Source organism: Streptomyces inhibens, assembly GCF_003389455.1.
Lineage (GTDB): Bacteria > Actinomycetota > Actinomycetes > Streptomycetales > Streptomycetaceae > Streptomyces > Streptomyces inhibens.
Genome location: NZ_QUAC01000468.1, coordinates 1 through 25694 on the forward strand (window position 1 = coordinate 1; position 25694 = coordinate 25694).

Below are 25694 nucleotides of genomic sequence, written 5' to 3' on the forward strand. Positions count from 1 at the left end.
CTGCCGTCGGTGCCGCAGTCGGCGAGCAGGGTCATGACGCTGCTGGGGTCGCTGGTGGTCTCGGCGTCGGCGGCGCGGGTCAGTACGGGCTTGAGTGCGGTGGCGTTCATGGTGGTTCTCCCTGGTCCTGGGCTGCGGCCGCGGGCTTCTGCCGTGGCTTCGTGACTACGACTCTAGGCAGCCAATAGACCTGTCGCAGGGTGCACTTCTGCGCCAAAAGTATGGGTCAATTCAGTTCCCGTCGCGAGCCGGCAGGGCTCAACATCTGAGGATTCAAGCGCCGGTTCACTGCCACGTCGTAGCAGCGCGCGGGCCTCAAACCCCGCGCGCCCGAAGCCCCCTGCATTCGCGCCGAGTTCCGGCCGTGCGGGGTCTCACGGTTTCGATCGCGCGAGAAAAGGATCTGCGGCGGATGGTGGTCAACATCGCGGAATATCCGGTTCCGCGGCGAAGTGCGACGGGGCATGAGCACGATCGCCGCCGTTGAATCCTGCACCTTCGCCCAGGTGTTGTCTCGTTCGTTGCCTGATTCGCCGGTGCAACTTGATGATCCGCTCGTCCCTGCCAGCATGTGGCGGCGCGGGCCGACCGTCGGCGCGCCGGCTTGAAGAACCGAATCTTCTGCGGCCCTGCCCCGGAAGAGGAGCCGAGACGAACAGAGGAGTGGAACATGTCCCATCCCACCCGACGCCAGGTGCTGCACGGCAGCGCCGCGGCCCTGGCCGGGGCGGCGCTCGCCGCACCGGTCGCCTTCGCGGACACCGCTACCGCCCGCCCCGCCGACGGCCACCGACGCTTAGCGGGGCACGGGCACTCCGGTGGTCACGAGATGCCGGAGCCCTTCGACGAGATGTACCAGGGCCGCCACATCGAGGGCTGGCCGGCAGACGAGGGAGGTTCGGAGAACGGAGGCCACGGGGATCACCACGCCGGCCCAGCCAGCCCGCACGAGGGCATGGACTTCGTCGTCCGCATCGACAACGACGACCTCCATGTGATGCGGAACGCGGACGGCACCTGGATAAGCCTGGTGAACCACTACGAGACGTTCACCACGCCACGCGCCTTGGCGCGCGCCGCCGTTCGTGAACTCCAGGGCGCCGACCTGGTCCCCGTCGTAACCGGCTGAGGCCTGCCCCCTGACCGTCCCCCCACCGAGGAGTCCTCGACATGGCAGTCCGGAAGAACCAGGCGGACCTCACCGCCACCGAGAAGCGGAACTTCGTCGATGCGGTGCTGGAGCTCAAGCGCACCGGCCGCTACGACGAGTTCATCAGCACCCACAACGCCTTCATCATCGGTGACACCGACGACGGAGAGCGGACCGGCCACCGGTCACCGTCATTCCTTCCCTGGCACCGCAGGTTCCTGCTGCAGTTCGAACAAGCCCTGCAGAGCATCACGCCGTCGGTCATGCTGCCTTACTGGGACTGGACCGCCGACCGCACACCCCGCAGCTCCCTGTGGGCCGACGACTTCCTCGGCGGTGACGGGCGGAGCGGCGACGGCCGGGTGAACTCGGGGCCGTTCGCCTTCGGGAACGGCAACTGGCCGATGAACATACGGGTGGACGGCCGGACGTTCCTGCGCCGCTCGCTCGGCACCGGGGTCCGCGAACTGCCGACCCGAGCCGAGGTCGACCGGGTGCTCGCCATGACCGTCTACGACGCCGCCCCCTGGAACAGCTCCTCCGACGGCTTCCGTAACAACATCGAGGGCTGGCGCGGTCCCAACCTGCACAACCGGGTGCACGTCTGGGTCGGCGGGCAGATGACCACCGGCGCCTCGCCCAACGACCCGGTCTTCTGGCTGCACCACTGCTTCATCGACAAGCTCTGGGCCGAATGGCAGAGGATGCACCCCAAGTCGGGGTATCTGCCGACCGGCAACACACCCGATGTCGTCGACCTCCACGACACGATGAAGCCATGGAACGACGTCACCCCGGCGGACCTGCTGGACCACACCAAGTTCTACGATTATGCATGACAGGTCCCTGACATATGCCGTGACAGAGACCTGACCGCGGCACCGTCCGGGGCCGGACCGCGGCACCAGAACCCGTCCGCCTCCGCGGGCCGCCCTGGACTCAACCGTTTGCCGTGCTCACCAGCATGCTGCCGGCGTGCGAAAACGTGCACCGCGCTTCCCGGGCAATCGAACCCGCCCCGCGGGGCATCGCCCCGATGAGGCTCTGGGACGCTCCCGGGGCGGCCTGGCGACGAAGATGCACCTGGCCAGTGAGGGCGGCCGACAAGGCGTACTCATCTCGCCGCAACCGTCGTTACCTGCGACGACGGCAGATTCGGCACGTCATTCCGGAGCATCGCGACCAGCGGGCCCACCGCCACAACCGAGGCAGCGCAGGTGGTGGGCCCGCCGGCTTCAACCGCGAGGTGTACGCACGTCGGAACGAAGTCGAACCGTGCATCGACGCCCTCAAGAACTTCCGGGCCGTAGGAACCAGGTACGAGAAGAGAGCGCACGTATTTCACGGCACTGTCACCGTCGCAGCGATGCGGCTGCGGCTGCGGCTGCGGCTGCGGCTGCGGCTGCGGCTGCGGCTGCGGCTGCGGCTGCGGCTGCGGCTGCGGCTGCGAACGTATCCCACCGGCCAGCCCCTGGTGCTGCCTCATCGGCGACGACAACCGGCCTCAAAACGCTGCGCGGGCACCCGGGGCATGCACCCTCCCTGGATGTTCAGCGCCTCATGGCGGGCGGAGCAGCGATCAGTGCCATCCCATCTGCCCGGCGCGCGAGACGGCAAGCGTGCAGTGCTTGGCCGTTGAAAGTGAATGCCGAGTCGTGCGCTGCCATCGGGCGCGCAGGGCGGTGAGGTCGGCCGGCCCGCGGTGGCTACCGGTGATGAGCTGGTGCGGGGTGTCGGCGGGTCGTCGGTGAACGCCTCGATCCGCAAGGCGAGGCGTGGGTCTGGCCGAGCAGGGCGCGCTGGTGGTGCCCCTTCCGCCGAACCCGACGAAGGTCGAGCTGCGACCTGGCTTCACTCGGGACCTGCGTGGGTCGACCACCGCGGACGCGGCGACGCGGAGGTACGCATCCGCTCGGCGGCTGACGTCCACGCCGCAAGCGATCTCTTCCGCGGGAGCTTCGATGCTTCGTAGGCCAATGTGGCGCTGCCGCGTCACCTGGCAGCGGGGCCGTCAGGGCGAAGCCGACGTTCGTCGTCGAATGGCCTCGCTGCGGGACCGCTCATTACCACGCGGTATGCATCACGTGACCGACGGTTCACCGATCGTGCCGAACGGATGTGCCGGAACGGCCCCCTGACCACGATCACCTCAAGATCACGCCGCCTCGTCCCGCCCCGCCCCGCCCTGGCCAGGCCAGGCCGTGAAGTCCGACCCGGCGAAGTCCGATGACCGCAGATGACGGGAAAGCGCAGGTGAACCGCCCTTGGCCACGGGTAGGGGTGCGCCTGCAACGAGCACGTCTGGCTCACAAGGCGTATATGTGAAGCCATCGGAAGTACTAACAGGGTGCGGTAATCCAAACCGTGTGGTGGCTCCGTTCCTTCCGGGTTGCGAGCGCGGCCCGGCAGCAGGAGATGCACTGTGAAAGTCCTGCAACCCACGAAGGTGCCGTGGATGCTCGCGGCGCTGGCCCTCGTGGCCGGCGTCCTGCTGGACCTTTTCGCGCCACAGCCGTACACGGGCCTCCCGCTACTGGCCGCCGCACCGCTCGTCGCGGGCGCCACGCTCTCCTTCCGCTCCGCGCTCGCCGTCGTATGTGTCACGTGCGTGGTCTCGGTAGCGGTGGATATCGAACGCGGACGTCCGGCGACGCCATTGTTCGTCGATCTGGCCGTGGTCGGCTTGATCGGCGTGCTGGCCCTCGCGGTCAACCGGCTCATTGTGCGGCAAGGGCGCGATCTGGCGCTGGCCAGGGATGTCGCGGAGGCAGTCCAGCGGGCGGTGCTCCCGGATCCGCCGAGGGAGGCCGGGCCGCTGGCCGTGGCTGCGGGGTATACGGCGGCGCAGGCCGAGGCGCGGATCGGCGGTGATTTCTTCGTGGTGCAGGAGACGCCGTACGGGGTGCGGATGATCATTGGCGATGTGCGGGGCAAAGGTATTGCGGCTGTCGCCGCCGTGTCGGTCGCGATCGGAGCGTTCCGTCAGGAGGCCGAGTACGCTCCCACCTTGGTCGCGCTGGGACAGCGGGTGGACGAGGCGCTGGCCAGGGCCGCGGCCCGGAGCGGCCCGGTGATCTCCACGGAGGGCTTCACCACCGCCGTACTGGCCGAGGTCTCCGCCGAAGGCGAGGTACTGAGCCTGGTGAACCGCGGGCATCCGCCCCCGTACCTGGTGCACGACGGACAGTTCGTACGGCTCGACCCGACCGCCCCGCAGCTGCCCCTCGGGGTGGGGCTGGGCGATATCACCCCTGCGGTCTCCGTGCCTGTCGATGTGGTGCGACTGCCCCCGGGGGCCTCGCTGCTGCTGGTGACTGACGGCGTCACCGAGGCGCGGGACAAGCGGGGGACTTTCTATGATCCGGTCTCCTCAGGGCGCATGCACAGGCGGTTCAGGGACCCCGATGCGCTGGTGGATGCCCTCACCAAAGACGTCGACCGCTGGACCGAGGGCGAACACGAGGACGACATGGCCATCCTGGTGGTCACCAGGCGCCGCCCTCCCCGCGCCGCCTGATGACTCACCTGATGCCGCCGATGAAGGAGTTCATCGCAGCGCCACAAGGACTGGCTGACCGTCTTCCAGCTGTCCTCCTGCCCTCCTACGCCCCCGATCTCAACCCGCAGGAAGGCATCTGGGCCCTGATCAAGCGCGGCATCGGCAACCTCGCGGCCACCAACGACTGACCCCGGCCGGCGCTGCGACCGTCAGCGGTAGACGACCCCTGGGCACCGCTCTGAGCTGGAGTTGCGCCAGTCTTCGGCGGTGCCTTGCCGAGTTCTCTGCACCGGTCCGCACCTGGCACTCGCGTACACGACGGGCCGGCCTTGCTCGCGTTCTCGACGGGGCCCGGACACTGCGCTCTACTGGGCGCGACTGCCGCGGGCGATTACGCGCTGGTCGGCACGCCCGCGTTGACGAGTATCTCGCGCGCTGACAGGGCGGTGCTCTGGGCGGCGGTCAGACCGGAGGCCGCCAGGTGGGCGTCCACGATCCGCAGTCCAGCCCCGTACCCGGCGAAGTCCGGCAGCCCCACGGGCTGCTGCCCCATGCGCTGCGCGGTGGCATCGCCCAGCACATACGCGGTCAGGTTCTGCATCCCGGCCACGTCGATGTCGGCAGTGATCTTTTCGTAGGCGCTGTCCAGTCCGGCGCCGGTCAGCGCCTTCGACCACGGGCCCATGGCCTGCTCGCCGGCCAGCTCCCGCACGAACGCCTCCGCCAGTCCCTCGGCGACGACATATTCTCCCACCGTGACGGTCATCGGGTTCCAGGCCACATTCGCGTAGCGCACGTTGTGGTGGAACTCGTGCGCGGCGCCGTGGCCGATCTTCTTCAGACTCGTGTCGGTCGGCCACATCATCAGATGGATCGCACCCGGGATCCCGCCCATACCGAAGTAGCCGGCACTGCGGACCGTCAGGTGGTCGTCGTCGGGGTCGCCGAGCACCACGACGACGTGCACGGTCTCGGCGTGCTTGATGCCGGGAACCGCACCGCTGATCCGCGCCCACGCGGTGGCGAGAGAGTCCTCGATCTGGTTCCACACCCCCGCGTCCTGCATCTGACGCAGGGCGGGCAGGTACCGTGGGTCCTCACGGTCGAGTCGGAAGCCACTGCCCTGGCGGTGCATCTGGACCAGGTCCATATCACCCACCATGGACATTGCGCTCTGGAGCGGGCTGAGCATTTCTCGTAGGGCGTCGGGCCGCTCCTCCAACGGTCGCTGCAGGAGATCGAGCATGGCGGACGCGGTGTCGTGAACAACAATCTTCATGACTCGGGACCGTAGGGCCTCACGTTACGGGAGGAGCAAGCCGTGTTGACGAGGCCGGCAATTGTGGAGCGTAGCGAGGTCACTGGCCGTCCGGCAGATGCCCGCGGCCAACTGAGCCGATCTTGGTGACATCTATCGCCGGTATGTGTCGACCAAAGCCTGCGGTCGCGGGCGCCGACATCACGCATTTTTAAGTGCAGTTGCTCCTCCACACCGCCCACGGCACCACAACGCCTCGGACTCCGACCGCCCGGACGGTGCGGAGGAGATTCGCGCTGCTCCTCTCAAGGCCGCACTCGCGCAGGATGCACGCGTCGATAATGATCAAGGAACTCCTCCCCCGGTCGCCGCTTCTGATCAAGGGCCTCAGGCGACTGGGAGCAGGGCCACCGATGTGAGCAATACGAGCAGCCGGCGACAGGCGAGACTGCGCTTGGCTCGACGGCGGCCGGCGCCGGACTCCATTCGAGTCAGGGAAAGGCGCCAGGAGCCCGATGAGCGGCGGTCCTTGTGGCACCGCGCTGACTGGACGAGGTTGGGCACAGTGGCGGGTGTCGTTGCCGGTATCGGGACCTTGCTGTTCACGGGGTCGCCACGTACTACGACGCGATGGTGTCGCGCGATGAGCTGGAGCAGTCCCGCGAAGACGCCGAGCAGAAGTCCCGCGCTCAGGCTTCGCGAGTCGCGCCTGGGTCGACTACGGAACAGACGGCGACATCCTCCAACTGCACCCGATGAAACGGTCACCTGACCCGCCGCCCGAACACCCCCACCGGCAGGCCGTTGAGAAGGTGGGCCGTGCGAGGTGCGCCGTATCCGACGTCGAAGATGACCAGGATGTCGCGGCCTCCGGGCTTCCAACGGCCGCCGGCGATGAGGTCCTCGACGACGCGGCGGACCTGGGCGGCGGAGAGTCTCAGCGACGTCGTCCTCGGGCGCGAGGCGGACCGTGTTCAGCAGCCGGCACCACGACGTCCGCCCCGATTCGAGCGCGGTGACGAAGGAGTACGGCCAGCGGGAAAGCATCAGATGCTGGTCCCGGCCGCAGCCGAAGGTGTGGCAAAACAACCGCCCCGCACTCGTCGAGGCACAGCCAGTTGCTGACATCGACAGCCAGGACAGACCGGCCGCGGCGGCCCGCGGCTGCGGCAACGCGGCAAGCGTCCGCCGCAACCGCCCGGCGTCGATATGTCCCTGGTTCAGCGCCGCGTACAACGCGCCGTATCCACGGCGGTGTTCGGCCAGCAGCCGCCAGGTCGACCGGCGCCGTCACCGGACCCTTCTCGCAAAGCAAGGCGTCGGTGATCTCGAACAGCGTGCCACCGCGCGCGGTCAGAGATGCGTAGAAGTCACCCCGGAAGCACGACGCTTGGGCGAACGCCTCCCGTCGGACATCATGATGCAGCCGACTCACCTCTGCGGCTTTCGTATGATCGCGGTTCCGTGACGGAACGCATGATCATGCGAGGGCCGTCCGCCTGTCCCCCGAATGCCCAGGTGAGTGGGCATGTACGACTGGCCGTCCGAGACCAGAGGTTAAAAGACCGGCCGAGGGCTTCGAACCACGCCTGTGCGCCACTACGGATCCGGGTCGATCGGCCCCACCCCGCGCCGGGGCCGATCACCGATCCGCTCGGTTCGCTCAGCGCAGATCCAGGCCGAGTTCCTTCTCCAGCACGGTCGCCTGTTCGGGCGTGGCAAAAACGAAGTAGCTCTCGTAATTGGCGTCCCTAAGACGCACGAACTGGACCAGGTAAAACCGGCGCGTGTCGTCGCCGGGGTCGGGATCGACGTGGTCGATGAATTCCATGATCGCCAGGTGGTCGAGGTACTCATCCGACTGGTGCTCGGTCTGTTGGGTCACCAAGACGCCGTTGCGGGCGAACTCCAGGACCTCGCCGTACTCGCCCCCGTGCAGCCTGACGTCGGTGATGGTGACCGCGCCGTCGGTGAGTGCCGCAGCCTCCTCCAGGATGCCCCTGTAGCTCTCCTCCAGATCGTCGACATCGTCCCCGTGGGCCGAGATCGCCACACCGAACGCTTCGAGCGCGTCGGGCACTTCATGGGGTGGCAGCTCATCGTGCGCGAACTCGGCGTACTTCGCGAGCACGCTGTCGACCTTCTCCCGGGGCGCCATGCCCATCCGCGTCAGGAGCGCTCCCACGTGTGCGTACGAGGATGACCTGAACCAGAACAGCACGTCCCACAGACTTTCACCTTCCTCCCGCTTCCCGTCCACCTCCTCCCCGAAGAGCAGCTCACGCAGGCACCCCAGGGGAATCGCCGCGCCCCCGACCCGCTTGTCCGGCTGGTCCACGAACGGCACCTCGGTCCACACGCTTTCCCGTGACCCCGGGGCCCCGGGCTCGGCGTCCGGATCGAACGGGATGTACTGCCACACCGCCCCCTTGTTCCGCCGGATCACCTCGCCCATATACCAGCAGGCGCCCTGCACGAACGGCTCGTCCCGCGAGGCGTCGAATTCCTCCACCGTGGCGAATCGCTGCCTCACGACGGCTTCCAGCCAGTCCAATGTGTCGGGGTGGAAATTCCACCTCCACGCTCCGTTGAACGCGCCCTCGGCCCAGGCGGGGAGCGCTTCCCTCCGCTCGGCCAGCCACGCCGTCAGCACCGGATCCTCCGGCAGCGGTGCCGTGGGGTCCACATGCGGCGTGTGCTCCTTGGCAGGCTCCCACCCCGGAACCGCGTGCTGCCGCGCCGTCACGGCCTGCCGCAGCCGCTCGATCTCCTCGGCGAACGCGGTCCCGGTGCGGACTCGGAGGGCGTACGAGATCAGCAACTTCGGTGCGACGGGCGAGAGTTCCAGTTCCGGGTCCGGCCAGACGACAGGCTGCCCCGGGAGATCATCGACCGGCCGAGTGTTCCAGCCCCAAGCGCCGCCCGCGATGCCGAGCAGGACTTCGCCGAGATAAGCCATCGCACTCTCCACGAACTCCTTCCGCTTCGCGGGGTCTTGGGCGGAGTCGTGGTGCTCCAGCAGGCGCGCCTCCAGAGCGTCAAGCGACTTGGGCGAGTAATCGAAGGGGAAACCCTCACCAAGGAGCACCTTCTCCAACAGCAGCAGCTGATACGGCAGATCGGCGATCCACTTCTGAAGCAGATGCTGCGGGGAGCTCTCCGGCTGTATCTCAAGAACCATGCCGACACTGTAGGGGCGCACACTGACAGCGTCCGTTTCGGCAAGTGGTGAGCCGACGGGAGCTGAACTACCGGACCACAGCCGCAGGTTGTATTGACTCAGCGGGGTTGCGGCTGTGATCGATGTTGGGGTCTTTGACCTGCAAGGCTGCAGGTTGCGAGAGAGCCTGCATTTTGGGTGAGAGAACCTTGGCTCGTCTTTTCGCCTCCGGTGTCGAACGGTGTCCCGAACTCGATCACTCGGCGGGCATTCGCCGGACGTGCGTCGCTGGACGACGCAACAGCCGGGCCGGCACTGGTCCTTGGTGCGCTGCTATCGGGCGCCAACCCGAAGGACCTCGTGCCGCGTGTAGCACACCTTCGAAAGACCGAGCCTCACTCGCCCCCGGGCTCATACCCTGGTCCCTCCGATGCGCAATCGCCATCCGTCTGGGGCTTCGCTCTCCGCACACAACGTCTCATTGCGTTCCTCGGTGCCCTGCGGTCTGGGTCAGGGCTGCGACAGCGGGGCCGTGAGGGCCGTGCCGCAGGCCGCGTGCACGGCGGCCAGGGCGGTGACGACACTCTGGGTCCACGACATCATTGTTCGTTCCCGAATTGTCGGATCGTCGCAGGCCGGGCGGCCGAAGGCACCGCAAGAGCTCTGCTGGGCGAGGAGAAACGCGACGGCGTCGCGGGTGATGCGGTGCTGCGCCCGCCCGGTGCGAGCGGAGTCCCTGACAATGCCGGCAATGTGTCCCAGGTGATAGTTCTTCCAGGCGTCGGGCAAGTCGGTGGCGGCCGTCCCCGGCGCTGAGTGCGGCGCGTCGGCTCCATCGTCGATCAGTGCGGCCGCACGCCGAGGGGAGATCAGCCCCAGGCCGACGAGGCGTTGGACGTTGTACGCCGCCTGCGGCGGAACCCTGTCCAGGAGTTCGACCGCGGCGGCGGTGGACTTGAGGAACATGTCGAGTGACGAGCATGTGATCCCGTGAGCCCGCAGACCGAACGCGAACTCACCCACGACCTCCATCCCGTGTCCCTGCCACACGCCCACGTCCGCGTCCGCGAGACGTTCCGAGAAGTCGAGGAGCAGAGGTCGAGCAAGCTCGGGTTCACCCAGCGCCTCGGCTGCATACGCGACGGCCGCTGCAGCCGGCAAGCACGTGGCCGGGTCGTGGCGCCGACTCGTGTCGGCCAGCCACACCACTGCCCGCCGCAGCGGCTGCTCCACGGTCGAGCGGACCTGCGGCGCAGACTGCCGATCCCTCCGCACCACCCTGGGGCTGCGGTCCAGGAGCGCGGCCAGGGCCGCGACGATGGTGGTGTGGTAGCCGGTGGCCCAGTGTCGGTACGCGTCGTCGCCGTCGGCGAGTCCGGGGTGAACTACACCAGGCGGCCCGTTGACCCGCCCGTCGGCCTCTTGTGCCGCCGCGAGGAACTCCCATGCCCGGCAGGCTTCCTCTGAATCTCTCACCCCGAGGCACAGCAGGCAGCACAGAAGTTCCCCCACCAAGTCGGCATTCTCTTGGCCAAGGGTGAGATCGAGGAGCGCTTCGAGCAGCTCCACCGCCGCACCCGGATCGAAGTCCCTTGGCCAGCGGGGCTCGCGAAGACCGAAGTCCGTGGCGTAGAAGATCGTGTGGGTGATGGCGTAGATGTCGCGGTCGGCGAGCTTGACGACATTCGGGCTGTTGCAGAGCAGGGTGAACGGCAGGACATCGTCCATGGTCGGCAGCGTGTGCTGGACGCCGCACAGCTCCAGGGTGTGCAGCAGATCGAGCTGCCGGTACGGGATCCGCTCGAAGACCGCCGCATATCCTCCGGCCGCGGCCTGAGTGATGACTCGCCGGAACTCCGGGGCCTCGCGTCCGCAGAGTCGGAGTGCCGCATAGGTCCCCGCGTACAGCAGGAGGGCGGCTTCGTCCCGGGCGATCAGCTCCTGGTAGGAGGGGCGGGCCGCGATCCCCTCGACCTGATCGAGGAGGGCCGCGTAATCGTCGTCCAGCGGTTCCGGGTCGAGGCGCGCCCGCAGCCCCACGAGAAAAGCGGTTTCGATGAGGGCTTTGCGGGCGAACAGCACCCGGTCCGTGGCGGCTTCGGCCGGATCGATCAGGTTGCGGCGCGCAGCGAGCCAGGCGACTGCCCGGGTCTCCACCGCGCGCCTTTGTGACGATCCGTCACCGGGTTGCGTCGTGTCCATCGGATGCCTCCCGGCGATCGGCGCAGTCAACGGCTCAGTTGCCCGCAGTGGAGTCGTCGAGGTCCGCGACCTGGTTGGCGACCACAAGGACGTATCGCTCCCAGGCGAGCACGTAGCCGGCCACGTCGTCGATTTGGCTGACCTGATCGACGACTCGCTCGAGCGGAACGCTGAGGTCGACGAGTCCGCTCGTCCTCAGGAAGTCGAGAGCCTTGCGGGCGTCAATCGGAGGGGGAGGGCAGGAGGGCATCAGATGCTCCTTTTGGGTGGTTCGGACAGATATCGCGAGTGTCGCGTTCCGTGACGCTGTTGTCACTATCTGCGCCCAGTGAGGAAAAGCGGCGATTCAATCAACCCTGCTCAGGGGGTCCATCTCATGGCAAAATCACTCTTACGGGCTAATATCACCATCGAGTCAAGGTGACTTCGGCGTGGCACGCAGCGGGGTGCCGAGCGAAGATGTACATTCCGCCGCCCGCCCGATGGCCCATGCAGCTGTGGGCGTACGTGGGCGAGGGTGCGGCAGAAGAGCCACCCCCTTCACCGAGGCGCAGGAGCGGGCGCTGTACGCGTCGTGGCTCCAGGTCGGCCGGATCCTCGGCATCCGCGACCGTGATATGCCGCAGACCGTCGAGGAGTTCTGGCCGTACTACCGCAAGGTCCTCGACAATGAGCTCGAAGCGACCTTGGTGGTACGGGAGTTGATCGCGACGGAGCGGCCGCTGCCGGTCCCGGACCTCGGACTGCGGACCGCGCTAGTGCTTCGACCGTATAGGTTCGCCGGGTTGAGCGATCAAGGCCATGATGATGAGCGATCGGCCTCCCCATCAATTGCCTTGCCCGCTAAGGACCTTGGCGTGTTCGCATCGTCGGCACGGCACTAGAGTGAGACGGTGACCTCTCTGCCGGAAGACATGCCGTCGCTGATCAGCGAAGACGCTCGCGACACGGCCGTGCAGCGCCTACAGGAGGCGTACGCCGAAGGGCACATCTCACACGAGGAGATGGACGAAGGCCTCGACCAGGTGCTCACTGCCAAGGCGCACAGCGAGCTCGTGTCGGTCCTGGCCTCGCTCCCGGAGGAGAATGCGGGCACCACGTCCACGATTGCCGCCGCCGGCGGACGGATCCAGCGGCGCGGCACATGGCGGGTACCGCGGATGCTCAAGGTCGAGTCCGCATTCGGAAGGGTGCACCTCGACTTGTCCCGGGCCGTTTTCGAGCATCCGGTAGTCGACATCGAGCTGCAACTCGGCACCGGCAAGGCCAAGATCACGGTGCCTTGCGACGCGATCGTCGACGTCGAGGATCTGCACACCGGGTGGAAGGACTCGCTCTACAAGACCCGGCGGCGCTCCCGCCCCGGCGGGCCGAGGATCCGGATCTTTGGAACCATGGGGTTCGGACGGCTGAAGATCCGCCACGCGCGGCGTTGAGGCCCCATCCGGCACCAGGACCACCTGTCCGGCACTTCTTCGTCCCCGCTCGACCGGTAATGCTGTGACCTCATAGGGGCGCCAGTTGGGTCAGGCCGCGGTCTTGAGAGGACATCCGCCCCAACGGATGCGTTTCTCACTGCGGATGCGGATGCGGGCGCGTTCTCGGCGTTCGGCGGCCAGGACGTCGCGGTGGCGGGCGTTGGCATTACGCCAGCGCAGGTAAGCGTGCAGGGCCCTGGTCTGGACGGTGTGGTTGGGGTGGTTGGAGTTGGCGATGGTGAACTGTCTCAGTGGTCCGAGGTGGGCCTCGATCGGGTTGGCCCAGGAGGCGTAGGTCGGGGTGAAGCACAACTCGACCTTGTTCTTCTTCGCCCAGCGGCGGATGTCGGTGCCCTTGTGGGCGGACAGGTTGTCCAGGAATACGTAGATCGGGGCGCCGTCAGGTCGGACGGCGCGGATCGACTTCAGCGCGGCGAGCGTGCTGGCGGCGCCCTTCTTGCCGCGGTTGACGCCCCACAGGGTGTCGTCGCCAACCGAGTAACAGCCGTGAAGTGGCGCACCCCGTGGGTGCGGTGATAGGTGGCGGGCACCCGGTCGGGATGCCCCTGCCAGGCCCAGCCCGAGCCCGCAGTGGGCCGGATCCCGAGCGGTCCGAACTCGTCGAACGCGAAGACCCGGTCCGGGAAGCGGTTCAGGACCTCCTCGATCCGGTACAGCTTCGCCTCCCGCTCGGGGGCCGGGGACTCCTTCCATGTCTTGGTGCGCTGGAAGGTGACGCCGCGGCGGGCGAGCAGGCCGCGTAACGCCTCGCGGCCAATGCGGATCACGGCCGTGGACTTTGCGCAGGTAGGCGACAAGTTTGCGCAGTGACCAGCGGGTGAAAGGCTGGCTGAGTTTGGTGGGGCGGGTCGTGGCCGTCTCGACGACAAGGTCCTCGTCGTCACGGTTGAGTTGGCGGGGACGGCCTCCCGCCCACTGAGGGTCCAGGCAGGTCAGACCGATCTCGTTGAACCGGTGGATTACGTCCCTGACAGTGTCCTCGTCGGCCTGCACCAGTTGGGCGATCACCGACACGCGGTTCCCGCCGGCTGAGGCCAGCAGCATCATCGCGCGCCGGTAGCGCACCGGATTGGTGCTGCCGCGAGGCACGATCTGCTGCAGCTTTTGCCCTTCCTGGTCGGTCAGTCTGCGCACGCGGACAGGCTCGGCCACCACCCCTCCAGCGGTCGGATCGGACGTCACCGCACTTCCAACCGCCACGACCACCAGCCCGGCGAACCTATGCGGTCACAGCACTAGCTGCGGTTGCTCCTCCGGCTTACCTGGCCCTGGCTGGGCTTGCTCCTCCGTACGCATGGATCAGTTCCTCGTAGTACGACGGCAGCTCAACACCAAGCGCCTGCTCTGCGGACGTCCAGTGGAGAGCAACTGGAGGACGACGTGTGTCGACATCGGCTCCCGAAATGCCGGTCAGTCGCGGGCGGCGTTCCGGAGGTCCCGCAATGTGGAGCCGAGTGTGCGCAGTGCGGGCGTGGCGTCGATGAGTGCGGCGCGGTCGTCGGCCGGGAGCGTGGCGAGTGCGTCGGCGAAGAGTTCTGCCCAGGCGTTTTCGATCCGCGCCATTCCGTGTTCGGCGTCCATCGTCGGGTACAGCCGCACGGCTCGACGGTCGTGCGGATCGGGTTCGCGGCGGATCAGACCGTGCGCGACCAGGCCGCGCACGGTCGTTGAGTGCCCTCGGCGCGGCCGTTGCTCCCCTGACGGGCGTCGCGGGCGGGCACACAGTCGTGCCGCTGTTCCTCGGCATGCCCCTCTGCGCGCTGATCGCGACGCTTGCGCTGCGGCTGACCAGGTAAGGCCGCGCACCCAGCGCGTCAGGCGCAGCAGTCCCCCGTCTACGCAGCCGGCCGCGCCGCAGCGACCGCGGCCTTGTACGCGTCGAGCGCCGGCCGGGGCTCGCGGCCCAGGAGCGTGCGCAGGGCGTTGTCCCCGATCCCACTGCCGTCCAGGAAGCCGCCGGCGATCGCCGAGTATGTGCTCAGCAGCATCGGCACCTGGTAGGGCAGCGCCTCGCCGGCGCCGATGATTGCCTCGCGGGCCGCGCCGAGCGAGCCGGGTTCGTACGAGCCGCCGATCGCGTCCGCCAGGTCGGCGCCGCCCAGAGGCTGCTCGCCGACGAGCTCGTACACCCGCCCGGCGTGCGGCTCCGGCGCACCGGCTACCCGGGCTGCCACTGCCGCGAGGTCGGCGCGGGCCACCGCGGCCAGGCGGCCCTCGCCCAGCGGCGCCGCGATCGTCCCGTCGGGTCCAGGGGCCGCGATGCCGGCGAGGAACTCGGCGTAGAGCCCGTTGCGCAGGATCGTCCACGCCAACGGGCCGCGCCGGAGGCGTCGTTCGGTCCAGCGGTGGGCCAGCGCGTACGTCAGGTGGTCGCCGTCGCCGCTGAGGCTGGTGTAGACGAGGTGCCGCACGCCCGCATTCTCGGCTGCCGATATCGCCGCGCCGTGGCGGGCGATGACGACATCGTCCTCGCCGTACCCGGCGGAGATGAGCAGCAGGGTGTCCACCCCGGTGAAGTCGAGCGAGGACGGGTCGTCGAAGTCGACGCGCCGCTCGGCGGCGGAGCGGGGGGTGCGGGTGCCGAGGACGACGTCGTCCCGCCCGGCCAGTTCGTCGGCGACGAGCCGTCCGAGCGCGCCGCCTGCACCGGTGATCAGAATCATGAGATATCCCTTCTGAGCTGTGTGTTTCCATAATCGGGAGCGAATCTCGATCGCGTAAGGAGGCACATTGATGTCAGCAGGGCACACCGCGGTAACCACCCCCGTGCCGGGCGAACCCGTCATCGTCTGCGAGACGCCGCAGGACGAGTGCGGGGTGAGGGACGTGCTGGACCGGCTCGGCGACAAGTGGTCCGTATACGTGGTGGTCGAACTCACCTCGGGCATACGGCGTTTCAAGGAGCTTCAGCGCGCCATCCCCGGCAACATCTCGCAGCGCATGCTCACACTCACCGTCCGGCGCCTGGAGCGCGACGGGCTGGTGAAGCGGACCGTGTACCCCACTGTCCCGCCGCAGGTCGAGTACGAGCTGACAGAGATGGGACACAGCCTCACCCACCTCGTCAAAGCCCTGGCGGACTGGTCGATCGCCCACCGACCGGCCATCGCTGCCTCTCATGCGGCCTGGGACGCTGCCCACCCGGGGGCGACTACCACCGCGTGAACGGTACGGGCCCTACGTGCCGACTGCTTCGAAGACCGTCCTGCCGCCAGCACCGTGCCCTCGCGGCCGTCGCCATCTCCGACCTGGCCGGGAAGTCGATGCCGAGCGCGGGCCGCAGGCGATGACCAGGATCCGAGTCGCCTGGCCGGCCACGCGGGGATGCCTGAACACGCCGCGCGGAATGACGGGAGCGAGACGCTCCTGGCCCACGACACCTGTCGGTGGATGAAGCTGAGTTCGGGCGGCAGGCCACGGAAATGGGGCCATGGGGTCGAGTTCGTTGCCCTCAGCGCCGAAGAGACGGCGCAGGCGGGCATCCTGGTCGGCTATCAGGGGCCCGTGCTGTCCGAGTCGTTCCACCAGCGGGCGAGTGCACCGCCGGGGCGAAGCGCCGGGAGGGCTTCTGGGACGGACTTGCGCGGTTCGGTCCAGTGCCAGGCTTGGGCAGAGGCGAGGAATCACTCTGTGTCCCGAGTGGACCGGGTACCCACAGTGGTACTAACGGTGGTACCTACGGTGGAGCGCACGTGGGTACCCACGTTGGTACCTACGGTGGAACCACCGTGTACGCCCTTTCTCATGCGGGCGCCGAAGGGTGGCCCCTGCCCAGTGGGTTTTCCAACCTGGAAATTTCGCCCCTTGTTGCGGGCTGCCACACCCAGTGGAGAGCCCGTCACCCGTTAAGATGCCCCGAGAATGCGCACAGATACCCCATATAGGGCGCGATCGTCCTTTGGCTCACCGGCTGTCCCGCACGGGGAGTCGCAGTGGGGTCCGCTCGGGGATTGCGCATTCCTGGCCGGTCGGCCGGGTGCGGTCACGGCGTTCATGGCGTCTGGCCGGTGCCGGGACGCCTGCGGCCTTTTGGGCCGGGTGGTCCGTGGTCCCACGCCGGTGTGCGAACAGGGCATCCAGAGGGAGAGGACGCTGCGTGAGCGTGCAACGGGTGGGCATCGTCGTCCACGGGGGCCGTCCCGGCGCCGTGGCGGCCGCCGACGTCGTCCGACGGTGGTGCGAACGGCAGGATGTCGGCTGCGTCGCCATCGACGTGTGGAGTCAGGACGAACAACGGCGGGATGCCGGGGAGGAGGTCGTCGCGGCCGGCGGCCCCGACCTGATCGTCACGCTCGGAGGGGACGGCACCTTCCTCCGCGGAGCACGCCTGGCCGCACAGAACGACGCCCTGGTCCTCGGGGTCGACCTGGGCACCCTCGGCTTCCTGACCGAGGTCCCGGCCGACGACGTCGAGTACGCACTGGACACCATCCACCGCGGCCAAGTGAACGTCGAGACCCGCCTGATGCTGACGATGCGGGCGTCCCGGCCGCTGGGACTCCCCGAGGGGATGGAGGCCCTCCTGCGCTACGGCCGGGGCCCCGCGCTCCCGCCTCCGCTGGTGCGCCCCGAGTGTGCCATCGCCCTGGACTGGGGTGTGGCCCTGAACGTGACAGCCCTCAACGACATCGTCCTGGAGAAACTGGCACGCGACCGGCAGGTCTCCCTCGGTGTCTATCTCTCGGGCCGACTGCTCGCCTCCTACTCCGCCGACGCCGTCCTGGTCGCCACACCCACCGGTTCCACCGCCTACAGCTTCGCCGCCGGCGGCCCCGTCATCTCCCCCGCGGCCGACGCCATCGTCTTCACCCCCGTCGCCCCGCACATGACCTTCAACCGTTCGGTGGTCGCCGCCCCCGACGAAGCCGTCGCCCTACGCGTCCTGGGACACTCCGGCCGCGCGGCGGTGAGCGTCGACGGCCAGTTGCGCGGCGTCCTGGATCCGGGGGACTGGATCGGCGTCTACGCGGCTCCCCAGCGCCTACGCGTCGTGCGGCTCGGACCGACCGACTTCTACGGCAGGCTGCGTGAACGCATGCGCCTGACCGACGCCCCCGCGACAGCTGACGCCGACATCACCCCCATGTGGCCCCACACCACCCCACCCCCCGAAGACCTCGCACACCTGCGCCTTCCGCCCCTGCCCGCGGACGTCGACTGATCCGAACCCCAACCGGCCGGCCCTTACCGGCTCCCTCCGTCCTTGAGATTCACCGTTCGGTCGTCATGGAGCTCGCTGAACAGCTGCCTCGCCCGCGCCCTGTCCCAAAGCACGGCGCTGCCCTTGGAGGTGGGGAATCCAAGGCTGGCCACGGGGACGTTGAGCTGCCTGCCGCGGCCGCCGGTGACCCCGTGGACCGCCCGGAACATCGATACGAGATCCAGCAAGCCGGTGTCCCGGTCGACAACGAGCGTATCCAGCCCGGCGTTCAGGGCGGAGTACAACGCGTACGGGTCGAGCATCGTGCCGGGCGACCCTGCCCGGTGGGCGAGGGCGGAGAGGAACTTCTGCTGATTGCGGGTGCGGCCCAGGTCACCCTTGGCCTCCTGGTGGCGCTGGCGGACGAAGGCGAGCGCTGCGCTGCCGTCGAGGGTTTGGCAGCCCTTCCTGAGGTCGGCACCCGACTTCTTGTCGATCAGGTCCCGTTCAAGGCACATCGGGACCCCGCCGACCGCGTCGACGAGATTGACAAAGCCCGCGAAGCCGACCTCCACGTAGTGGTCGATCGTCAGGCCGGTGTTGTGCTCGATGGTGTTCACGAGCATCTTGGGGCCCCCGAGCGCGAACGCGGCGTTCAGTTTGTTCTTCGCCGGGCCGTGATGTTTGCCGGTCATGGGGCTGGTATAGGCCGGGATGGTCAGCCATGAGTCGCGTGGCAGGCTCACCATCGTGGTGCCGCCCGAGCCGGTGTGCAGCAGGATCATCGAGTCCGTGCGTCGGCCGCCGGCCGATCCTGTGTGCAGATCCTCCTTTTGCCGGTCGGTGAGGCCGTCGCGGCTGTCCGACCCGACGAGGAGGTAATTGGTTCCCTTGCCGGTGTGGTGACGCTGTCCTGGCGTGCCGAGATCGACCTTGTTGTTGAGCCGGCCATCGGCCCAGGCGACGGTGCCGACGGGGATGGCCAGGAGCGTGACGAGCAGTGCTACGGCTATGCGCCGTAGTGGCCGCTTCCGTCGGGAGCGGTGGGTCCGACGCCTCGGGGCGTGACCGGAAGCGCTGCCGCCTGCGTCGGGGGCGGTGCGGCTGCCGCTCCGGCCGGATTTCGTACGGCGGCCGCTCGGGCCGGATTTCGTACGGCGGCCGCTCGAGCCGGATTTCGTACGGCGGCCGCCTGCGTCGGCTCCGGCAGTGGGATGGCGGTTTGCGCCCGGTCGGTTGTACTGCTGCCAGGCCTCGCTCGTCCCTCGCTCTGCTCCCTCCGCCCCGTACGCCGAGTGCCCGGCAGGTTTGCCCGGTCCTGCTGCGGATGTGTCGCCGGCCCCGCGGCCCAGCGCGCTGCTCATGTGCTCACTCTCCTCGGTCATTTCGACGACAGACTGCTCGGGTACGGGACGGGCTCCTTGAGCAGCTGCTGGTTGGCGGTGCCGGAGCGGTGCATGCGATGCCATTTGAGCCGGGTGCCGAGCAGTGCGGTGACCACGGACTGGATGACCACGAGGTACAGCAGCTGCCGGTAGACGAACAGCTGGAGCGGCAAGGCCCACAGCGCACGGAGCCTTTCGTGGTCCAGCCGCAGCGCGTACCCCGCGGTGACCAGCTGAACGGCGAGGAAGCCCAGCCAGACCCCGATGGCCTGTGCGGTGTCGCCGAAGCACACCCCGTACAGGGCGAAGACATCGACGACCGGCGCGAACAGCGGCAGAACGATCTGGAACAGGGCGAGATAGGTGAGCCCACGGCGGCCGAAGCGGCCGGCCGGCCCGACTTCGAGCACAGCGTGGCGGTGCTTCCACATCGACTGGAGGGTTCCGTAGCACCAGCGATAGCGCTGCCGCCACAACTGGCGGACGGTACTTGGCACTTCGGTCCAGGCGATGGCCGTCTCCTCGTAGACCACTCGCCGGCCCACCCGCCACAACGCCATGGTGAGGTCGGTGTCCTCCGCGAGGGTGTCGTCACTGATGCCGCCGATGGCCATCAGCGCGTCCCGGCGGAAGGCGCCGATGGCGCCGGGAACCGTCGGCATGCACTCGAGCACCTCGAACATGCGCCGGTCCAGGTTGAACCCGAGGACGTACTCAAGGTGCTGCCATCTGCCCAGCAGACGGCGCCTGTTGCCCACCTTGGTGTTCCCACTGACTGCACCGATCGTCGGGTCGGCGAGGGGCTGGATGAGGCGGTGGAGGGCATCCGGCTCGAAGACCGTATCCGCGTCGATCATGACGATGATGTCGCAACGCGCGTAGCTCAGGCCCGTGCTGAGCGCCCCGGGCTTACCGGAGTTGGGCTGTTGCACCGTGGTCACCCGCGGATCGCCGATGCCGCGAGCGATCTCCGCGGTCCGGTCCGTCGAGCCGTCATCGATGACGATGATCTGCAGGTCCCGGTGTGTGGAGGCGAGCAGTGAGCGCACGGTGGCCTCGATGCCGGCCTCTTCGTTGTACGCGGGAACCAGCACCGTCACCGGGTCGGTCACCTCGCGCAGCCAGGGCGCACCGGACCGATGCCGGTGCCGGCGTCGCACATGAACGCGGGCGAGGCAGGCGAGCAGCACCAGCCGGAGTATTCCCAGCCCGCCCGCGATTCCCAGTGCCCAGGTCATCGAGCGCGCGAAGGTGTGCCCGATGGACTGCGTCCAGATCAGCGCCCTGCCCTGGACACGCTCGGGCAGGGAGGCCGGCGTGGTGAGCGAGGGCCGCCCGAGCCCGCCCGTGACGGTGGTGAACCGTCCCACCTCCGGATCGGCCAGCAGCTTCGCCGCCTCCTGGTATCCCAGAGAGGTGTGGCTGTATTGCCGCACCACGCCCTGCGGTGGCTTACGGGAGTGGCTGGTAGCGGCGACGAGCAGGTACCCCTGGTCGGAGGCGCGTCGCGCGGCCGACCATTCAGCGCCACACATCGTGTCGGCGGTGGTGGTGTGCGGCAGCCTCAGCAACCGGGTGTTGACGGCCGCGGCCCCAGCCAGGGCGGTCTGGGTGAGGGAGAGTTCCAGCTGGGAGCGGATGAGCGAGGCGCTGCCCAAGTCGCCGCCGGTGTAGGTGTACGAGCCGATCTCGTGGCCCTCGTCGCGGATCCGCCGCACCAGGTCCGGATGGCGGGCCGCCTGGGTTCCGTAGAGGAAGAAGGTCGCATGCGCATGGTGTTCGCGCAGCAGGTCGAGCAGCCGTGGTGTCCATACGGGGTCGGGTCCCCCGTCGAAGGTGAGCGCGGCGGTCCGGTGCGGCATCTGCGCGGTCTCGGCGCTGCCGCCGGTGACACGTAGCACCGGGGCCCCGTTGTCCGCGGATTTCGGTATGGGGCTGGTGCAGGCACGCCGTGTCCGGGCTCCGTCGACCTCGTGGGTGGTCCAGCCTTCGAAGAGCAGTGAGACAGCGACTATGGGGAGGATCAGCAGCAGTAATAACCAGTGCTGGCGTGGGGGGTGACGCAGTGCGTGCCGCCCCTGCCCTGACAACGCCACAGTGGGCCCTTTCTGTCGAGGAGTCATGCCCTGTGCGAGGCGTGCGCCCGCGCAAGCACGGCATGGCGTCAAGCGCGGGCGAACAACGCCTCGGGGCGCGGTACCAGAGAGGCTTCACACCCAGCGGGTGGAGCCCAACGGTTCGGCGTTTCTCACGGGGCAGGGGTGGTGTCGGCGGGGGCGGGGGCCCGGGATGCGTGATGTCCTACGGGCACAGCCGGCCCAGGGGCCCCGGACGGCGCCGGTCGACGGGAGCCGCCCGGGCTGCCGGGTTCATGGTGTCCGGCGCGCTCCGGGAGCGGGTCGGCCTTTCCCGGCGCCGGCTTTGCGTCCGGTTGCAGGAGGCCGCCGAACACGACGGCGAGGAGCACGAGATAACCGGTGCACATGCACCCGACGGTCAACGCTGCGCGCCCCAGGAAGCGTCGACGCCTGCCTGAGCTGTCGACAAATACGGGACGATTCCGTTGCTTACCGGGGCGAATGCTGTGGGGGGTAGCGGTTCGCATGGAGCGTGAGTGTAACCAGATACGCGCGAATGAGAACAGAAAGATCGGCCAGCCTCTTGTCAGCGCCTTCTCGGCCCGATGACGGAGGCAAAGGAGGCGGCGCGAGGGCCGCACTCCTACCCCTCAATTTCACTCTCACTCATCAACATACCTATTCATGCCCGCCAGTTGTCCACTTCGGGCCGGGCCACTGACCGCTAGACCCTTCACACATCGCTCCATGCGCCCCTCATCGAACGGTTCGTACTGTGAAGTAACTCACGCCGCCCACGATAGCGTCGGGCAATTGCACCGTTCAATGGAGGCAATGTTCGTTTTGGGCCTGGGTGCCCAGGAACGGGATACTTGCGCGCTCTGGGGTCGCAGCCACACAGGCAGGGCGGGGCCGAGCCCGCCAAGGCTCGGCGTGCACGCTTACGAGGCGTTCCACGGCCGGCAATACAGAGCCGTGTGAGCACCGTTCACGTCCGCTTGCGGCCGGCAACGGGCCATCCAACTACCAATTACAGCACCCGCAATTACGCATTGGTGGATGGATGGATGCGAAGAATTTCTATCGCCGCGAGATGCCAGGAAAGACGAAAATGTTAGAGGGCGCGCGGGATGCCTCCGACGATACCTGGTACAACGCCCCGGCGCCCCTTTGCTGTCGAGAAGAAGGTAGTACCGACCCCGAGCACTTCCCCCCTTCCATGGGTACGGCACTGACCCCGGAAAATGCAGTCCTTCATTCCGCCTGACTTCTTCGGGATGCCGTCTCCTCAGCCACGCCGACCAGAGAGCATCGACACTTACCCGGCAGCAGGAAATGCTCGGCATGTCACGCCTGGAGCACTGCCAGGTCCGAGATTTACGGCATCATCGACGGAAGCGGTCTGAGGCCGACCTGTGTGGTCGTGCGCTGGTCGGGGCCTCAACCTCCTCCCTGTCGGCAGGAGTGTAGAAAGTGCGCGAGACGTCTACGCCCGGCAGAAGTTGCGGTCGGCGTAGCGGCCCCGGAACCAGGCGAATTCGACGGTGCCGCAGTTCTGGCCCACCGATGACGTCGGCCGGCGTTGACGACGTGCCGTACTCCCCCGTTCTGGCTTGCGGCGTAGCTGGTTCGGAAAAAGGACGCTCAGCAACGGCCCCACTCTCGCCGGCATTTCCGCCCCTTCTGAAGCTCGGCGCCATGGGCGGATAGCCGCCTGTCCGCCTGGCGGCCCTACGCGGCTCGGGTTTTCGCACGATCTCGCGGCTGCCCCGATCCGCGACACCGCCCCCCGGGCCCGCCGAAACGCCTACTCCGCTCACAGCAATGCCACCGGCAGGCGAACTAGTGCGTGAGCAGTTCAACGCCGCCAGCCCGAACGGTCGACCGGCATCGGCAATTCCCGTTTCCCGTACGGCGAACCGTGCACCACCTGATGACCGTCCCATGAACGGCCTTCGCAGCGTTCGGGCGGCCGCCGGGCGCCCGGTCTCCAGCGTGACGACATCCGCCGACGCTGCGAACCTGCCTTGACCTCCAGTGCACTTGATGTTCCACGGGCATCATCGCGTCCTGGTGGTCGCTTGAAGGAGGCGCAGGAGCGTGGCAATCAAACTGCAAGGCCCATGGGAGGACTCCCACGCGAAGGCCGCCGTACGGTGACCGCCGACGGCGGGCTGCCGAGGCGCCCGTGCGGGCTCGGTGGGTCTGGCCAGCGGCTTTGCCGTACGCACAAGCCGCAGCCGCGATGGCGCAGCGCCACGCCGATGAGGTGGGGGCCGTCGGCGAAGTGGCGGGACGAGCGAGGCCGAAACACTGAGCCTTTCAACCTGGCTACGTGGGGCACGGCATGCTGGGCAGTGGCCAAGGCCGCTGTCCAGCGCTGATGAGGGGCCTACGGGGCCGCTCCCCGTGTCCGAGGCGCGGGGCTCATCGCGGGAGCTGGCTCGTGGTCGGCGCTTTCTGCGTGTTGTCAGGCGACGCGGAGGATGCTCTTGCCGTGGGTTGTGCCCTCGGCGAGGTGCTGCACGGCGAGGGCCAGGTCTGCCAGGTCGTACTCTGCGGTGATGTCCACGCGCACCTGGCCGTCGGCGACAAGGCCGAGTGCACGGCGCACACTGTCGGCGAGCCGCTCGGGGCGGGTCTGGCTGAGCAGGTTGCTGTTGTAGGTGACGAGCGATTTGCCGTGCATGAGCAGGTCGTTGGTGTTGGCCAGGACAGGTTCGTAAGTGCTGAGGTTGCCGTATGCCACCAATCGGCCGTGCTCTGCCAGCTGCTTGAGGCTGGTGTGGCGGGTCGAGCCTCCGACCGGGTCGAGGATCACGTCGAACTTCTCGTCGCCGAGCTTGGTCGGGAATTCCTCGCGCAGCAGGAGCTGGTCATAGCCGAACTGAGCGGCGTAGTCGGCCCTGAGGCCATTGCCGACCACGCCGACGATCCGGTCGGCCCCGGCCAGTCGGGCGAACTGGGCGGCGAGCGTGCCCACTCCGCCGGCGGCTGCGTGGATCAGCACGCTCTCGCCAGGCCGCACATGCGCGGCGGTGTTGATCAGGTCGTAGGCGGTCGGTGCGCCCCAGCCGAGACCTGCGGCCGTCCGCAGCGGCAGGTCGCCGATGCCAAACGCGAGAACGGCGGGCGCCAGGACCACCTCGGCGTAGGCGCCTGCCGTGGTCAGTGCAGTGACGGGCTCACCTACACGGCTTGCGTCGACGCCCTCGCCGACCGCGGCGACGTGGCCGGACGCCTCGAAGCCGGGGACGAAGGGACGCCGCACGGGGAAGTGGCCGTCCCGGACCATGGTGTCGCCCCACTGGATCCCGGCGTAGGCGACGCGGATCGCCACCTGGCCGGGGCCGGGGGCGGGCTCATCGAGTTCGGCCACCCGGTAGTGGTCATCGGTGTCGAGAAGGACAGCCTTCATGGTTACAGCCCCCTGTGTTGACTCAGTATCCTTACAGTCGAGAACGGTAGATATATAAGGTTCCTGAGTCAACCCATGAACCTGTCAATGGAGTGGGAGTACGCGGTGGAAGCCCCGAGCGAGAACGACCTCTGCACCCGGATCAGGCGGTCGGAGCAGGCGCTGATGGCGCACCACGAGGCAGTGCTGCGCGCCTACGGGCTGACCATGACTCAGTACACCGTGCTATTGACCCTCTCGCGCGAAGGCGGCATGTCCGGCGCCCAACTGGCCCGCTCCTGCGGGGTGACGCAGCAGAGCATGAGCAGCGTGCTGACCAATATGGAGAGCAAGGAACTCATCCGCCGCGAGACGTCCCCGGTGCACGCCAAGGTGCAGATCGCCACCCTCACCGATGAGGGCCAGGCGCTGCTGGACCGCGCCTACCAGGAGGTGATCATCCTTGAGCGCGCTCTTACCGACGCGTTCACGCCCTCCGAACACGCCGCACTCTGCGAACTTCTGGAACGCGCCACCACCGTCCTGATCCAGCAGACGCGCCACGCGACACCCCCGCCCGCCACCTGAGCCCGCGGCCGCCACACGCGCGGGAGTCCCATCACTGCATACCCGCTTTGGAAGATTCGGTCACCCCGCGTGCGATGCCTGCCTGTTCTGCCGTGCCCGTGGTGCTGACCGCCGCCGAGCGCCACCGCCTGAAGAGGATGACCTACGGCCACAGGCCCCCGCATCAAGGCACGGCAGCGGGCAACCATCGTGCTGCCGGCGGCCCGGGGGCGCCCCAATGCCCGGGTAGCCGAGCCACTCAGACGCGGATGCACGTGGACACGGTGCGCACATGGCGGGGCCGGTTCGCCGCCGGCGGCCTGCCCGCCCTGTCCGACCGCAGGCGCTCGGGCAGGGCG

Annotated in this window: 18 protein-coding genes and 5 pseudogenes; 11 read left to right on the forward strand and 12 right to left on the reverse strand. The window is 68.1% G+C overall.

Annotated features, from left to right (window positions below):
* A pseudogene (locus tag DY245_RS47300) lies at positions 1–110 on the reverse strand (cupin domain-containing protein); the annotation flags it as partial.
* A 354-nt stretch (positions 111–464) separates the two neighbouring features.
* Here DY245_RS47300 and DY245_RS45000 point away from each other — a divergent pair.
* From DY245_RS45000 to DY245_RS47305, 6 genes and pseudogenes are all read left to right on the forward strand, one after another.
* On the forward strand, positions 465–608 hold the full coding sequence (locus DY245_RS45000; protein WP_181924077.1) for a hypothetical protein: 144 nt from the start codon (positions 465–467) through the stop codon (positions 606–608).
* Positions 609–670: 62 nt separating this feature from the next.
* On the forward strand, positions 671–1129 hold the full coding sequence (gene melC1, locus DY245_RS40480; RefSeq protein WP_128512109.1) for an apotyrosinase chaperone MelC1: 459 nt from the start codon (positions 671–673) through the stop codon (positions 1127–1129).
* Between the two features lie 41 nt (positions 1130–1170).
* Positions 1171–1989 carry a tyrosinase MelC2 gene (gene melC2, locus DY245_RS40485; protein ID WP_128512110.1) on the forward strand — a complete coding sequence of 273 codons (819 nt, stop codon included), beginning with the start codon at positions 1171–1173 and terminating at the stop codon, positions 1987–1989.
* 91 nt (positions 1990–2080) lie between these two features.
* Positions 2081–2534 (forward strand): annotated as a pseudogene (locus DY245_RS40490) (transposase family protein); the annotation flags it as partial.
* Positions 2535–3605: 1071 nt separating this feature from the next.
* Positions 3606–4667, forward strand: coding sequence for a PP2C family protein-serine/threonine phosphatase (locus DY245_RS40495; protein ID WP_128512123.1), 1062 nt, complete (start codon positions 3606–3608; stop codon positions 4665–4667).
* A 5-nt stretch (positions 4668–4672) separates the two neighbouring features.
* A pseudogene (locus DY245_RS47305) lies at positions 4673–4831 on the forward strand (IS630 family transposase); the annotation flags it as partial.
* Between the two features lie 209 nt (positions 4832–5040).
* Here the strand turns inward: DY245_RS47305 and DY245_RS40505 are convergent.
* From DY245_RS40505 to DY245_RS40525, 5 genes are all read right to left on the reverse strand, one after another.
* Positions 5041–5928, reverse strand: a complete 888-nt coding sequence (locus DY245_RS40505; RefSeq protein ID WP_128512111.1) for a DUF2268 domain-containing putative Zn-dependent protease — start codon at positions 5926–5928, stop codon at positions 5041–5043.
* Positions 5929–6294: 366 nt separating this feature from the next.
* On the reverse strand, positions 6295–7143 hold the full coding sequence (locus DY245_RS40510; RefSeq protein ID WP_181924078.1) for a transposase: 849 nt from the start codon (positions 7141–7143) through the stop codon (positions 6295–6297).
* A 427-nt stretch (positions 7144–7570) separates the two neighbouring features.
* Positions 7571–9088 (reverse strand): hypothetical protein, encoded by a 1518-nt coding sequence (locus DY245_RS40515; protein WP_128512112.1) that lies wholly within the window; start codon positions 9086–9088, stop codon positions 7571–7573.
* Positions 9089–9577: 489 nt separating this feature from the next.
* Complete coding sequence (locus tag DY245_RS40520; RefSeq protein WP_244943566.1) at positions 9578–11269, reverse strand: DUF6895 family protein; 1692 nt, start codon at positions 11267–11269, stop codon at positions 9578–9580.
* Positions 11270–11303: 34 nt separating this feature from the next.
* Positions 11304–11519: a hypothetical protein gene (locus tag DY245_RS40525; protein WP_128512113.1), complete on the reverse strand. Its 216-nt coding sequence runs from the start codon at positions 11517–11519 to the stop codon at positions 11304–11306.
* A gap of 262 nt (positions 11520–11781) precedes the next feature.
* On the opposite strand from DY245_RS40525, the pseudogene DY245_RS47310 reads away from it, so the two are divergent.
* Together DY245_RS47310 and DY245_RS40535 are read left to right on the forward strand one after the other, a co-directional pair.
* Positions 11782–12018, forward strand: a pseudogene (locus tag DY245_RS47310) (oxygenase MpaB family protein); the annotation flags it as partial.
* A 144-nt stretch (positions 12019–12162) separates the two neighbouring features.
* Positions 12163–12705 (forward strand): DUF1707 SHOCT-like domain-containing protein, encoded by a 543-nt coding sequence (locus DY245_RS40535; protein WP_128512114.1) that lies wholly within the window; start codon positions 12163–12165, stop codon positions 12703–12705.
* Positions 12706–12795: 90 nt separating this feature from the next.
* Here DY245_RS40535 and DY245_RS40540 read toward each other — a convergent pair.
* The 3 genes and pseudogenes from DY245_RS40540 to DY245_RS40550 form a co-directional block, all read right to left on the reverse strand.
* Positions 12796–13920 (reverse strand): annotated as a pseudogene (locus tag DY245_RS40540) (IS630 family transposase).
* Positions 13921–14178: 258 nt separating this feature from the next.
* Entirely contained in the window at positions 14179–14430 is a 252-nt protein-coding gene (locus DY245_RS40545) for a MarR family winged helix-turn-helix transcriptional regulator (RefSeq protein WP_128512115.1), read from the reverse strand.
* A gap of 173 nt (positions 14431–14603) precedes the next feature.
* The gene (locus DY245_RS40550) at positions 14604–15431 is read right to left on the reverse strand and encodes an NAD(P)H-binding protein (protein ID WP_128512116.1); all 828 of its coding nucleotides are present in this window, start codon (positions 15429–15431) and stop codon (positions 14604–14606) included.
* 70 nt (positions 15432–15501) lie between these two features.
* Here DY245_RS40550 and DY245_RS40555 point away from each other — a divergent pair, with 70 nt between their 5' ends.
* Both DY245_RS40555 and DY245_RS40565 read left to right on the forward strand, forming a co-directional pair.
* A complete protein-coding gene (locus DY245_RS40555) occupies positions 15502–15933 on the forward strand; it encodes a winged helix-turn-helix transcriptional regulator (RefSeq protein WP_128512117.1) in 432 nt (143 codons plus the stop codon).
* Between the two features lie 931 nt (positions 15934–16864).
* Positions 16865–17929, forward strand: a complete 1065-nt coding sequence (locus tag DY245_RS40565) for an NAD(+)/NADH kinase (protein ID WP_128512118.1) — start codon at positions 16865–16867, stop codon at positions 17927–17929.
* A gap of 23 nt (positions 17930–17952) precedes the next feature.
* Here the strand turns inward: DY245_RS40565 and DY245_RS40570 are convergent, their stop codons facing one another.
* From DY245_RS40570 to DY245_RS40580, 3 genes are all read right to left on the reverse strand, one after another.
* Positions 17953–19272: an LCP family protein gene (locus DY245_RS40570; RefSeq protein WP_128512119.1), complete on the reverse strand. Its 1320-nt coding sequence runs from the start codon at positions 19270–19272 to the stop codon at positions 17953–17955.
* Between the two features lie 17 nt (positions 19273–19289).
* Positions 19290–21416, reverse strand: a complete 2127-nt coding sequence (locus tag DY245_RS40575) for a bifunctional polysaccharide deacetylase/glycosyltransferase family 2 protein (RefSeq protein ID WP_128512120.1) — start codon at positions 21414–21416, stop codon at positions 19290–19292.
* Positions 21417–23841: 2425 nt separating this feature from the next.
* Positions 23842–24789, reverse strand: a complete 948-nt coding sequence (locus DY245_RS40580) for a quinone oxidoreductase family protein (RefSeq protein ID WP_128512121.1) — start codon at positions 24787–24789, stop codon at positions 23842–23844.
* 75 nt (positions 24790–24864) lie between these two features.
* Here DY245_RS40580 and DY245_RS40585 point away from each other — a divergent pair, with 75 nt between their 5' ends.
* A complete protein-coding gene (locus DY245_RS40585) occupies positions 24865–25356 on the forward strand; it encodes a MarR family winged helix-turn-helix transcriptional regulator (RefSeq protein WP_128512122.1) in 492 nt (163 codons plus the stop codon).
* Positions 25357–25694: the final 338 nt, after the last annotated feature.